This window comes from Arthrobacter ipis, from assembly GCF_014694315.1.
GTDB classification, from domain to species: Bacteria; Actinomycetota; Actinomycetes; order Actinomycetales; family Micrococcaceae; genus Arthrobacter; species Arthrobacter ipis.
On the sequence record NZ_JAAOXD010000003.1, the window covers coordinates 629,809 to 642,709 of the forward strand.

At 67.1% G+C, this 12,901-nt stretch carries 10 protein-coding genes; 3 read left to right on the plus strand and 7 right to left on the minus strand.

Annotation, left to right across the window (positions count from 1 at the left end):
- Positions 1-188 precede the first annotated feature (188 nt).
- Positions 189-2,378: a multicopper oxidase family protein gene (locus G9E11_RS09980; RefSeq protein WP_190605204.1), complete on the plus strand. Its 2,190-nt coding sequence runs from the start codon at positions 189-191 to the stop codon at positions 2,376-2,378.
- 96 nt (positions 2,379-2,474) lie between these two features.
- Here G9E11_RS09980 and paaK read toward each other — a convergent pair whose 3' ends face one another.
- From paaK to G9E11_RS10000, 4 genes are read right to left on the minus strand one after another with little or no spacing between them, the layout of a single operon-like run.
- Positions 2,475-3,842, minus strand: coding sequence for a phenylacetate--CoA ligase PaaK (gene paaK / locus G9E11_RS09985; protein WP_190605206.1), 1,368 nt, complete (start codon positions 3,840-3,842; stop codon positions 2,475-2,477).
- Positions 3,843-3,852: 10 nt separating this feature from the next.
- On the minus strand, positions 3,853-4,308 hold the full coding sequence (locus G9E11_RS09990) for a hotdog fold thioesterase (RefSeq protein WP_190605208.1): 456 nt from the start codon (positions 4,306-4,308) through the stop codon (positions 3,853-3,855).
- 36 nt (positions 4,309-4,344) lie between these two features.
- Positions 4,345-5,301, minus strand: a complete 957-nt coding sequence (locus G9E11_RS09995; RefSeq protein ID WP_190605210.1) for a CPBP family intramembrane glutamic endopeptidase — start codon at positions 5,299-5,301, stop codon at positions 4,345-4,347.
- Positions 5,279-6,145, minus strand: a complete 867-nt coding sequence (locus G9E11_RS10000; protein ID WP_190605212.1) for a CPBP family intramembrane glutamic endopeptidase — start codon at positions 6,143-6,145, stop codon at positions 5,279-5,281. The genes G9E11_RS09995 and G9E11_RS10000 overlap by 23 nt, the downstream gene beginning before the upstream one ends.
- A gap of 252 nt (positions 6,146-6,397) precedes the next feature.
- Here G9E11_RS10000 and pta point away from each other — a divergent pair, with 252 nt between their 5' ends.
- Together pta and G9E11_RS10010 are read left to right on the plus strand one after the other, a co-directional pair.
- Complete coding sequence (gene pta, locus G9E11_RS10005) at positions 6,398-8,530, plus strand: phosphate acetyltransferase (RefSeq protein ID WP_190605214.1); 2,133 nt, start codon at positions 6,398-6,400, stop codon at positions 8,528-8,530.
- 8 nt (positions 8,531-8,538) lie between these two features.
- Positions 8,539-9,693, plus strand: coding sequence for an acetate kinase (locus G9E11_RS10010; RefSeq protein ID WP_190605216.1), 1,155 nt, complete (start codon positions 8,539-8,541; stop codon positions 9,691-9,693).
- Positions 9,694-9,879: 186 nt separating this feature from the next.
- On the opposite strand, the gene G9E11_RS10015 is transcribed toward G9E11_RS10010, so the two are convergent.
- Genes G9E11_RS10015 through G9E11_RS10025 form a run of 3 tightly spaced genes read right to left on the minus strand, consistent with a single transcriptional unit; the run spans position 9,880 to position 12,889 of the window.
- Positions 9,880-11,415, minus strand: coding sequence for a putative bifunctional diguanylate cyclase/phosphodiesterase (locus G9E11_RS10015; RefSeq protein WP_190605219.1), 1,536 nt, complete (start codon positions 11,413-11,415; stop codon positions 9,880-9,882).
- The gene (locus tag G9E11_RS10020) at positions 11,405-11,821 is read right to left on the minus strand and encodes a DUF7793 family protein (RefSeq protein ID WP_190605221.1); all 417 of its coding nucleotides are present in this window, start codon (positions 11,819-11,821) and stop codon (positions 11,405-11,407) included. The genes G9E11_RS10015 and G9E11_RS10020 overlap by 11 nt, the downstream gene beginning before the upstream one ends.
- A complete protein-coding gene (locus G9E11_RS10025; protein WP_246468842.1) occupies positions 11,822-12,889 on the minus strand; it encodes a hypothetical protein in 1,068 nt (355 codons plus the stop codon).
- Between the last annotated feature and the right edge of the window lie 12 nt (positions 12,890-12,901).

Here is a 12,901-nt window from a genome sequence, read left to right on the forward strand (position 1 = left end):
ACCAGCGGTCAGCGTTTTTCCAAGGTCCAGATCCCACAGTTTTCTTTCGTCAGGGGAATCAGTGCGGCAAAGCTGACCCACGGGACAAGGAGGTCCCGGTGGTCGGCGTTCGGTCTCAGAACCACATATTGGGATGACGACCGGGGCAGTGGGTTTGGCAGGTGCCCCGGGCCAAGGAGGCACTGAGCATGTCTGAAGAATCTGCAACCTCAAACGGGCTGGGACGCCGTGCGCTGCTGCGGCTGGGTGCGGCCGGAGGAGCCGGGGCGGCACTCGCCGCCGCACAAACCTGGGCGGGCCCGATGCTGGCCCAGCGAGGGCTGCTGTCGCCCGACGGCGCATTCGGAGCCACATCGACAGCCCTGAGTGACGAGCTGTTCTACATCGAAAAATACCCAACGAGCCCGCTGATCCTCTGGCCGTTCAGCGACCCGCTGCCGATCCCCAAGGCGCTGGCTTCGGTGCCGAAGTCGGTATACAGCGCCTGGCAGAATCCGCCGGGACCGGGCCCGGGCCAGCAGAACTCGCTGCGCAACGAGCAGCACCAGCTCTGGCCAAACCGGATCGGCTATCCGGACCCCATTGTCTACAAGATCAACGTGCAGGTCCGGGCCCACGCATTCACGACCTCCCAGGTTCTGCCCATTGACGGTGACGGCGAGCCCACGGTTTCCTTCGATGCGAATCGTAAAAAATATCCCGCTGGCACCAGGCGCACGCTTCCGCTCAGCACCATCTATGGGTTCAACGGCACGTTCCCTGGGCCCATGATCAACGCCGAGTACGGCAAGCCGGTCCTGGTGCGGTTCGAGAACCACCTGGACGAGAACCCGCTGAACCTGGACCGCCAGGACTTTGGCTCGCCGAATTGGTCCTTCCTGACCCACCTCCACAACGGCCACACGGCGCCGGAGAGCGACGGCAACCCGCATTACTCGATGGTGGCCGGGCCGAAGCGCCCGGGCTTCCTGCCGAAGATGTTCGTTGACAACCTGTACCTGAACTGGCCCGCGGGCGGCGACGACCGGGAGAAGCAAAGCTTCTTCTGGTTCCACGACCACACGATGGACCATACCGGTTCCAACGTTTACAAGGGCTTGGTGGGCCTCTACCCGATCTATGACCCGAAGAACGGAACGGACATGGGGGACGAGCGCCAGGGCCTCCGGCTGCCCGGAGTCCGGACCAACAACCCGGACCGGTCTTTCGACGTCAAATACGATATTCCGCTCGCCTTCTATGACTGCCGGTTTGATGACGGCAAAACTGTGCACAAGGACATCCACGACGTGCAGGGCGAGTTCCCGGCCGCGAAGAACCCGGCCGAGCACCCCGAATGGTGGGGCAAGACGTTCTACAAGCATTTCCCGAACCATGGGTTCGTGGGCGACATCTTCACCGTAAACGGCACCGCCTACCCGGCCCTGCAGGTGAAGCGCCGCAAGTACCGCTTCCGGTTCCTGGACGCGTCAGTCTCGAGGATTTACGAGTTCAAGCTGATGAGCTCCACCCAGGGACCAAAGTCGGCGGCATCACTGGGCTACGTGGATGACGAGCTTGAGGGCCAGTACCGCATCCCGGACGGGCAGCAGTGCATGCAGTTCATCCAGATCGCGTCCGACGGCGGGCTGCTGCCACTGCCGCTCAAGCGCGACTCGTTTGAGTTATGGCCCGCGAAGCGACGCGAAGTCATCATCGATTTCACGCGGTACCAGGACGGCACACCGACCACCAAGGGCGACGTCGTGTACCTGACCAACGTGATGAAGATGCCCAACGGCCGGATGTGGAGCAACTCCTCCCGCTTCTTCCCCGACCCGAAGTACAAGGTTCCGGTGCTCAAGTTCGTGATCGGAGACAGCGCGCCGGACGACAGCCTGATCCCCACGGCACTCCGGCCCCTTCCGCCGCTGCCGAGCAACTGGCAGAGCATGCTGGCCAACCGCCTGATCTTCGAAGTGAAGCGGGGCGCCCTGGGAGGGGAGACCGAGTGGCTCATCAACGGCAAGCCCTTCGACCCGGCGGCGGTGGGCGCGAGCCTGAGAAATCCCGCCGGACGCACACCTCTGGCCCAACAGAGGAAGGGCAGCTTCAACCTGTGGGAGGTCCGGAACGGTGGTGGCGGCTGGGTGCACCCGTTCCACCTCCACATGGAGGAACACCGCACGGTCATGCGCAATGGCAAGGACGTGACGCGCGGCGGCGATCCCGGGCATCCCGACGATGTCTCGAAGGAAGACCTGGCGGCGCTCGATCCCGGCGAGTCGGTGATCCTCTACAGGGGTTTCCGGGACTTCACGGGCCCGTACGTGGCGCACTGCCACAACCTGGCCCACGAGGACCACTCCATGATGTTCGGCTGGGAGATCACGCCCTGACCGCCCTTTGAACCCAGCGCCAAAACCCAGCGCTGGGACCCGCTGGCAGGCGGGTCCTAGCGCTCGGATGCCTGCAGCGCCCGGAGTGCGTCGGACTTATCCCTTCGGGCGCAGGTCGTAGATCCGGCGCAGCTTGCCGTTGGAGCGCTCAAGCGAGCCGGGCTCCACCACGTTGACGGTGCACGAAGAACCCACGTGGATCTTGATCTGCTCGCGCAGGGTGCGGGCCGCCGTCGTGCTCTGACCGGTGGTGACATTGTCACGGCGCTCGATCTTCACGGTCAGCTGGTCCATGCGCTGGCCCTCGGGCCGGGTCAGCTCAAGCTGGAAGTGCGGGCTGAGCTCCGGGATGCGCAGGGCGATTTCCTCGATCTGGGACGGAAAGAGGTTCACGCCGCGGAGGATGATCATGTCGTCGCTGCGGCCGGTGATGCGCCCCATCCGGCGGTGTGCCGGGCGCGCGGTGCCGGGAAGCAGGCGGGTGAGATCCTTGGTGCGGTAGCGGATGATGGGCAGGGCTTCCTTGGTGAGCGAGGTGAAGACCAGCTCGCCGTGTTCGCCGTCGCCCAGCACGTTTTCCTTGCCCGGGGCCGGGTTGAAGGGGTCGATGATTTCCGGCCGGAAGTGGTCCTCCCAGATGTGGCTGCCGTCCTGCGTCTCCACGCATTCGCCCGCGACGCCGGGTCCCATGACCTCGGAGAGCCCGTAGATGTCGCACGCCTTGATGTTCATGGTGACCTCGAGCTCGTGCCGCATCTCCTGCGTCCACGGTTCGGCGCCGAGCACCGCGTATTTCAGCGACGTGGAGGTGGGGTCGATGCCCATGTGCGCCATGGCGTCTGCGATGGTGAGCAGGTACGTGGGCGTGGCCAGGATGGCGTCCGGCTTGAAGTCCTGGATCATCTGGATTTGGCGTTCGGTCTGCCCGCCGGACATCGGAATCACGGTGCAGCCGAGGGCCTCGGCGCCTGCGTGGGCACCCAGTCCGCCGGTGAACAGGCCGTAGCCGTAGGCGTTGTGAACCTTCATGCCGGGGCGGACGCCGGAGGCGCGGAGGCAGCGGGCCACCAGTTTGGCCCAGTCGGCCAGGTCCTGCTTGGTGTACCCGACGACGGTGGGCCGGCCCGTGGTGCCGGAGCTGGCGTGTACGCGTGCCACCTCGCTCTGCGGCACGGCGAACATGCCGAACGGGTACTCCTGGCGCAGGTCCTCCTTGGTGGTGAAGGGGAAGTTGCCGAGATCGGCGAGTTCGCGCAGGTCCGAGGGGTGGATCCCGGCGTCGTCGAACTTGCGCTTGTACAGCGGGACCCTGTCGTAGGCGTACGCGACGGTGTGCTGGAGCCGGCTGAGCTGCAGCGCCTCAAGTTCGTCCCGGGACATGGTCTCCTCGGGGTCGAGCACGGCGTCAGCGGGTGCGGCGGCAACGCGCGCAGCGACGGTGGGTTCAGGGGCGTGGAGGGTCATGGTCTGCTTCCTACTTCTTGGGGATGGTACGGCTGCGTCCGCGGAACTCGGCAATGAGTTCCCCCGGCTTGCCGGAACTGGCCTCAGCACCGGGATCGGCAGCGAAGATCTGGATGTCGTAGAGGCCGCTGCGGCCAGCACTGGAGCGGCGGTCGGCGACGGCGGTGATCACCTGGCCCTGGTAGGCCGGCTTGAGGAAGTTGATGTCGACGCCGGCAGCAACGGTAATGCTGTCAGGGTCGGCAGGCACCGCGGGGTTGCAGGCGAGGGCGAACGCGGTGTCTGCGAAGGCGAAGATCATTCCGCCGTGGGCCATGCCGAAGCCGTTGAGCATTTCCTGCCGGAGGGTCATCCGGATGGTTGCGTGTCCATCGCTCACAGCGAGGACTTCTATGCCCATCCATTCCGAGGCGTAGTCGTTCTCAAGGATGTGGTGGGCCACACCGGGGATTGCCGTTTCAGCCATGCGTCGTTGCCTCCAGCTTTATTTACCGAATGTTCATTAGGTAATCCCATAGGAGGGGTTCGTGTCAAGGGTGCGGGCCAGCCGGAGGGGCCCGGCGACGGCAATAACCACCAGCGCTGCCAGGACATGGAGGAGTGCGACGGTCCACCAGAGCGTGTGGAAGTCCGGCCCCAGCATGGCGGGGAAAACCAGGGCCCCGGAGGTGTTGAATGCCGCGTGGAAGACCATGCAGATGGGCACGCTGCCGCTGCTGTTGTAGAGCCAGGCCAGCAGCACGGACTGCGCCAGGACCATCAGCAGGAACGGAAGCGGCGGCCGCTGCCCGGTGGGATCCGAAAGCAGCTCGGGCAGGTGCCATGCGCCCCACACCAGCCCGAGGAGCAGCGCCGCGGACAGGGCAGGGCGGTCACGCTGCAGGAGCGGCAGGGCGTAGCCGCGCCAGCCCAGCTCCTCGAAGAGGCCCACGGCCACCAGCGTGAACGCGAAGGTGCCCAGCAGCATGAACCAGCCTGGGTTCGGTCCGAGCTCCGGGGCTGGCGCACCGCCGGAGACGGTGAGACCGGCAGAGACCGCCACCAGCAGGCACGGCAGGCCTGCGGCGGCGGCGTACCAGCGGCCGGCCACGCGCCAGCGGACCAGCTGCCGGAGCAGTCGCAGCACCTCGGCCTTGCCGCCTGCGAGGTAGGCCGTGATGGCTGCGGCCAGGGCGGGCCCGAACGGGATCAGGGGCGAGCTGTTCGGGTTGAGGAGGGTCAGCGGCCAAAGCATCCATGAAATGGCGAAGGCCAGGGCGAAGAACAGCGTTAACCGGTGGGTGGCAGGCCAGGTCAGGGCCCCACGCGGCCCTGTGGTCCGGCGCCGTGCCTTAGTTCCACGCCGCGTTATGGTGCGGTGCCGCGCTGCTTCCTTCCGGGCGCGACGGCTGTCCCCGCCGCCAGCGGGCAATGCCCGCCTGGCGGGCATGGGCTGCTCAGCCGGCGACGGCTGCGCCATGGCCCGACTCCGCCGTCAGTGTGCGGAATTTCCGGAGCAGCACCAGGACCACCAGCAAAACGGTGGCCGCGGCAATCTGCTGCCACGCGCCGTCGAACACTGCCAGTTTCGACTGCTCCGAGGCGTTGAATGAGGCGTGGAGGAGGGCCACGATCAGCAGGCTCTGGCCCGTTCCAAGGTAGGCGATGCCCACCAGCAGACGGAACAGCGGGGCGAACACCAGCAGCACGCCCCACGCGACGGCCACGTCGGGCCACGCGGTGGCGCCGAAGCCCCTGTCCGCAAAGGCCAGCGGGAGGTGGATGAGCGCGAAGGGAATGGCGGTGAGCAGGCTGCCGGTCACCAGGCCATGCCGCTCCATCAGCCGGCGCTGGACCACCCCCGTCCAGGCCAGCTCCTCCCAGATGTTCCCCAGCAGGGCGCCAACGATCAGCGTGTTCAGCAGGTACGACCCTGCCACCGTGGCCCACCCTTCCGCGGGCTGATGGAACGTGCCGGTGGCGGCCGCGACGAGCACGGTCAGCGCGGGCAGGGCAAGGACTGCCGCCACGTACCAGCCCGCTCCGACGCGCCAGCGAACAGTTTGTCGGAACAGGTGCCGGACGCCGGGAGCGCCGTCGGCTGCCCGGGTCACCAGGACGGCCGTTCCCAGCAGGATGAGCAGTTCGGCCAGGATGCCGGGCACCGGGTTGCCGAGCACCCCGATGGACAGGATGAGTGCCATCCACGTCAGCGCGATCGCAATGACCAGGAACGCTGCCACGGGGCGGGCAGCAATGAGCCGGCGCAGGGGGCGGGGGGACGAAGCGGCGGATGGATCGGAAGCGCGGCCAGCGGGGTTCATCGGGACCACCATCGTTCAGGACGATGCAGCTCGGGAGACTGCTGCGGATGGGCCGGCTCCGGGGCGCTGGCCCGCTCCGGGTCCGGGACGGCGATTGTGCGCCGACGTGGCAATCAACACCATTGTCTGCTCCCGGAAGCGCGGCAACAAGTGAAAGTATGGGGGAGTGCGCGCCCCGGGGCGTGCAGTCAGCAAACCGGCACGTCCAATGCAGTACGTTCCACGCAGGAGCTTCCAACCAGAGGACAGATGATGGCCAAGGGGATATATGTCAGTGCGACCACTCCGGGTTCGGGGAAGTCGCTCATAGCGCTGGGCCTGGCGGACACGCTCCACCGGCACGCGGACCGGATCGGATTCTTCAAGCCCGTGGTCCATGGCGACGACGCCGGCGCGGATCCGATGGTGGCGCTCATGAAATCCCGCTTCGACCTGGACGATGAGCGCTGCCGCGGCGGGCTGACATTTACCGAGGTTCGGTCCCTGCTCGCCGAAGGCAAGCGCGAGGACATCGACTCCCGGTGCGTGGAGATCTTCGCCCAGATGGGCCGGCACTGCGACGTGATCATCGTGGAAGGCACGGACCTCACCGGCCACGACGCCGCCGTCGAATTTGACCTCAATGCCCGCCTTGCCAACAACCTGGCCGCGCCCGTCGTGGCGGTGGTGGGCGCCAAGGGGCGTAGCGTGGCGGAGGCCGCGGCCGCCGTCGACGTCGCCCGCAAGGAACTCGCCGCCGAGAAGTGCTCGCTCCTGGCGATGATGGTGAACCGGGCCGACCCGGAGGACGTGGACGCGATCATCGCCGCCGTGAAGCCCGGCGCGTCCGGCCGGCCGGTGTACGTCTTTCCGGAGCTGGAGGACATCGCCCGGCCCACCACCGGTGAGGTGGGCGCGGCCCTGGGCCTGCGGCAGATCGCCGGCCGCGCAGACATGGAGCGGGACGTCCGCGACGTCAAGGTCGCCGCCATGAATGTGGGCAACTTTTTGAACGTGCTCGACGACGGCGCGCTGGTGATCGTGCCCGGTGACAGGGCGGACGTGATGGTTGCCTGCCTGGCGTCGTCGTTCTCGCCCGAGTTCCCGGTACCCTCAGGGCTGATCCTCACCGGTGGCCTGGCCCCGGACGCCAACATCTATCCGCTGCTGGCCTCCGCCCCGTTCCCGGTGTTCGCCACGGAGGATGACACCTACACCACCGCCCGCCGCGTCTCCGAGGTCCGCAGCGAAATCTGGAGCGGCCACCGGCGCAAGGTGGCCTCCGCACTGGGCCTGTGGTCCCGGCAGGTGGACGAGGCCGAGATGCTCGAGCGCCTGCACCTGCCCCGGGCCGAGCGGATGACCCCGCTGCGGTTCCTGCACGACCTCATCGAACGCGCCCGCTCGCAGCGCCGCCACATCGTGCTGCCGGAAGGCAAGGACATCCGGATCCTGAAGGCCGCCGAGATCCTGCACCGTCGGGACGTCTGCGACCTGACACTGCTGGGCCGGGAAGCCGACGTCCGGGAGCTCGCCGCCAGCCGGGGCATCGATCTCGCCGGCATCAACATCGTGGACCCCGCAACGTCCGAGCTGCGCCAGGATTTCGCCGCCAGGTACGCCGAGCTGCGGGCGCACAAGGGCGTGGACCTGGCCCGGGCGCTGGAGGTCATGCAGGACGAAAGCTACTTCGGCACCATGATGGTCCAGCTGGGTGTGGTGGACGGCATGGTGTCCGGCGCCGCGCACACCACTGCCCACACGATCCGCCCGGCGCTAGAGTTCGTGAAGACCCGGGAGGGCGTGAAGATCGTCTCCTCGGTGTTCCTCATGCTCATGCCGGACCGGGTGCTCGTTTACGGCGACTGCGCGGTGAACCCGGATCCGAACGTGGAGCAACTCGCGGACATCGCCCTGGCCTCGGCGGAGACCGCGGGCCAGTTCGGGGTGGAACCGAGGGTGGCCATGCTGTCCTACTCCACCGGCGGCTCCGGCTCGGGCGAGGCCGTGGAGGAAGTCCGGCAGGCCACCGACCTGGTCCGTGAGCGCCGCCCGGACCTCGCCGTCGAAGGCCCCATCCAGTACGACGCCGCCGTGGATGCCTCCATCGCCGAGTCCAAGATGCCGGGCTCGTCCGTCGCCGGGCAGGCGACCGTGTTCATCTTCCCGGACCTGAACACCGGCAACAACACGTACAAGGCGGTGCAGCAGAGCTCCGGAGCCGTCGCCGTCGGGCCCGTCCTGCAGGGGCTGCGCAAGCCCGTCAACGACCTCTCCCGCGGCTGCACTGTGGAGGACATCGTGAACACGGTGGCCATCACCGCCATCCAGGCGCAGAGCCCGGCCGTCCCCTTGGAAACCCCCAGCACCACAGAACCGTCCGCCGTTTCAGCAGCCCAGGCTTAGGAGGCCCCATGCTCGTGCTCGTCATCAACTCCGGCTCGTCCTCGCTTAAGTACCAGGTGCGCGACGTCGCGGAAGGCAGCGTGCTCACCGAGGGACTGATTGAGCGGATCGGGGTGTCCAACGGCGGCCAGGGCGACGGCGAGGTGGTGGGCCCGGCGGACCATGCCGACGCCCTCGAGCAGGTGGACGCGGCCATTCATGAGGTGCTGGGCGAGAGACAGCTGGACGCAGTGGGGCACCGGGTGGTGCACGGCGGCGAGCGGTTCGGCGAGCCCGTGCTGATCGACAACGAGATCACCCGCGCCATCGAACGGCTCAACCCGCTGGCGCCGCTGCACAACCCCGCCAACGTGCTGGGCATCCGCGCCATCACCAGGAAATGGCCGGACATGCCGCAAGTGGCAGTGTTCGACACCGCATTCCACCGCAGCCTGCCGGAGCACGCCTGGCGCTACGCCGTTCCCGACGAGCTCTACACCAACCACGGGATCCGCCGGTACGGCTTCCATGGGACCTCGCACGAATACGTCACGAACCGTGCTGCCGCGCTGCTGGATATCCCGGTGGAGGAGTTCGACGGCGTGATCGCCCACCTGGGCAACGGCGCCTCCGTCACGGCGATCCGGGGCGGCAAGTCCGTGGATACGTCGATGGGCTTCACGCCGCTGGAGGGCCTGGTCATGGGCACCCGCTCCGGCGACCTGGACCCGTCGATCCTGGTGTTCCTGGCCCGCACCGGCTGGAACGCCGAGGACCTCGATTCGATGCTCAACCGCGAGTCCGGGCTCAAGGGGCTGGCCGGCAATAACGACATGCGTTCGGTGGTGGAGGCGGCCGAGTCCGGCAACGCGCGCGCGGCCACTGCCCTGGCGGTCGCCTCCTACCGGCTCGCGAAGTACATCGGCGGCTACCACGTGGCGGTCGGCGGGGCGAAGGCGCTCGTGTTCACGGCCGGGATCGGCGAGAACTCGCACCAGTTCCGTGCCCTGGTGGCGGAGAAGTTGGGAGCGCTGGGCATTGAGCTCGACGCCGGGCAGAACAGTGAGCGGTCCAAGGAACCCCGCGTGATTTCCACCGAGGCCTCCGCCATTCCCGTGCTGGTGGTGCCCACGGACGAAGAGCGGGCCATCGCCGAGGCAACAGCCGCCGTCGTCGGAGGCTAGGCTGATGGGCGTTTCCGCTGGTTGAGCTTGTCGAAACCGCGAGCCCGGGCCGACGTTGTTTTGCCAAGTATGGCCGCGTGGCACGAATTCAGGCGGCCACTATTGGTTATCCGGCGGTGCGAGCGGGCTCAAACGGCCGGATCTCGACACGCTCGATCAGCGGGAACGCCCCCGATCTGCGGCGGCTCAGCCGGGCCACACGTCCTGCCTGGCCAGGCGTTCGGTGAACTCGGCGGCGGGGAGGGGGCGGCTGAAGTAGTAGCCCTGCCCGCTGATGCAGCCCGTGCTGCGGAGGTGCTCGGCCTGCTCCGCGTTCTCGACGCCCTCCCACACGGCCTCGAGCCCGCAGGCCCGGATGAGCTGGAGGATGGCCGCGATCAGGGCCGGCTGCGCGGGGTCGCTGCCGAGGGCGGTGAGCAGCGTCCGGTCCACCTTGACCCGGTCCACGGGCAGGCGCCGGAGGTAGCTGATGGACGAGTACCCGGTACCGAAGTCGTCGATCTCCAGGCCCACACCGAGCTTCCGGAGGCTCGCGAGCGTGTACCTGTCGAGCTCGTTGCCTTGGATAATGGCGCCTTCCGTGAGCTCCAGGACCAGGAGGGACGGCTCGAGGTCCGCGGCGGTGAGCGCTTCCCGGACGTCCTCAATGAATTGAAGCCGCTGAAGGTCCGACGCCGTAATGTTGATGCGCATATCGAAGTTGTGCCGGCGGGTTGCGGGAGACGATCTCCAGAGCCGGAGCTGCTCAACCGCATTCTTCAGCACCCAATTGCCAAGCTCCGAGATGAGGCCGGTTTCTTCGGCGATTGGGATGAATTCGTCCGGCATGATCAGGCCGCGCTTGGGGTGTTTCCAGCGGACCAAGGCCTCCACGCCTTCGATTTTGCCGGAGGCAAGTTCGATGACCGGCTGGTAGTACAGCACCAGCTGGTCCTTGGCGATGGCCTCGCGCAGTTCCCCCACCAGCTGGTTGCGGAGCTGCCGGGCATGCAGCATGGCCGGTTCGAACACGCGGAGCTTGTTGCGGCCATCGGCCTTGGAGGCGTACATCGCGATGTCCGCCTCAATCAGCAGTTCCTCCGACGTCTCGCCGGGATCCGCGATCCGAAGCCCCAGGCTCGCGCCGCAACGGATGGTCTTGCCGTCCACTTGAAGGGTTCCGTTGAGCGAATCCAGGATCCGGTTTCCGACGGCGGCTGCCTTGGCCGGCGTGGTGGCAGGGAGCAGGACGGCGAACTCGTCGCCGCCCAGCCGGGCCACCATGTCGCCGTCGCGCACGCACGAGCTGATCCGTGCGCCGACCGTTGCCAGCACCTGGTCGCCCATGGAGTGGCCGTACGAATCATTGATGCTCTTGAAGGCGTCCAGGTCCAGCAGCAGCAGCGCCGGCGGAAGCCCGCCGTCGGCCACCTCTGTCTGGGCAGCGTTGACGGCGCTGACCAGCGCCGACCTGTTGTAGAGTCCCGTCAGGGAATCGGTGAGCGCCATCTGCTGCAGCTCTTGGTGCGCCTCGTTGAGCATGCGCGTGCGCAGTTCCACGCGCTCCTCGAGCTCCTGGTAGATGATCTGCAGGTCCTCGGCGAGCAGGTTGGTGCCCATGATCACCGCGTCCAGCTCGTCCCTGGCTTCGGAGATTTCAATGCGCGAGTGGAGTTCCCCGGCTGCCAGGCGGACTATGCCGTCGAGCAGTTTCCCCAGCCGGGGATCGTCGTTAGAGAACATGGTCAACGCGGCTCAACCAGTCGAGGGCGTCGTTTTCGGCGGTGAAATAGCGGGCCGGCACGGAGCTGAATTCACCGCCCAGCAGAAAGTGCCCCAGCAGCCTGTCCACCGGGGATTCGCCCAGGATCGCCCAAGCGGATACCGACGGTATCGCTGCGTAGGCAGCCCGTGCCGCACGGGTCACGGAGGCCACTCCCGTCAGTTCAAGTACGACGGCGACCCTCCGGTCTCCCGCCAGCTCGCCGAGGCGGCGGTGCAGTTGGGCGGCCGCGGTCTCGTTCAGGTGCACGCCGGGCGGGAGGACCGCCTTGACGGCGAGGTCGGGCAACACAGTAAAGACGGCAGCGGCGGGAGGCGCCCCGGGCTGCAGCAGCGCGGCACCGGGAAACGCTCTGGCTTCTGGCATTTACCCCCCCTGGAGAAATTGCTGTTGGCGCCGGTCCGAAGGCTCCGCTGAGGCGATGAAACCACGGACGGTGGCGCTACGCTCCGGTGCAGCAGCTGTATCGAACAGCGTAGCGGCATCGTCAAGCATCTGCAGCGATTTCGGTTCGTGTCCCTGGGCCATCAGTGCCTTGCCCAGGATGAAGGTGGCTTCGGCCGCGGTTTGGGTGGCAAGGATGGGGAACTGGCTGCGAAGCGGAGTCAGGAGGCTGATTGCCGTTTCCATGTCCCCGGTGAGGTAGCACCAGTGGGCGCGGACCAGTGACATCTCCAGGATGTCCCGTTCGCTGCCGCCCACCACTTCGGTGGCAAGTTCCGCACGTTCTATGCAGCGCAGCGTTGCGGCGTCAGCCAGCTTGGCCTGCAGGCGCATTTCCGCGGAGGCGCGGTTGAAGCGAGCCCAGAGGTCGACGTCCTGGGAGGGGGAGAGTTTGCCCGCGGCCAGGTCGTGGTAGTGGCCGCCTTCACTGACCCGGTCGCTGAGAAACGCGACGTTGCCAATAACCCAGTAGGCCTTGCCGGCCGTATCTTCGTCCACGTGGTCGGTGAGCAGCGACTCAAGGTCCATGCATTCCCGCCAGGCGTCCTCGAGCCGGCCACTTTCCGCGAGGGCCGCGATCAGGGCCTGCTGGGCGTGGATGTGCAGGTAGACGTTCTCGAAGTCGCCGGCCACCAGGCCCGCTGCGGTGGAAGCGGCATCTACAGCCTCGTGGAGCCGGCCAAGGCCCTGCAGCGAATGTGCCAGCAGCATTGCGGCCCGGGCACCCAGGTCGGGGGCCGAACCCGCAACCGGATGGGCTGCGAGTTCCGCGGCGAGCTTCTGGCACTCCTGCATGGCGCCTTGGTCCCGCAGGCATTCGGCCTGCAGCAGGACCATCTTCCACCAGCGCAGCTCGTCACCGGCCTCCCGGGCCAGTTCCGCGGCGTGCCCGGCCTGGTCATGTCCGGCGGTGTAGTCCCGCCGCTTCCAGCTTTCGCGCGCAGCCAGCTCTGCAATCACGAAGGGGGACAGGTCACGCTGCATAGGCATGCTCCCAATTAT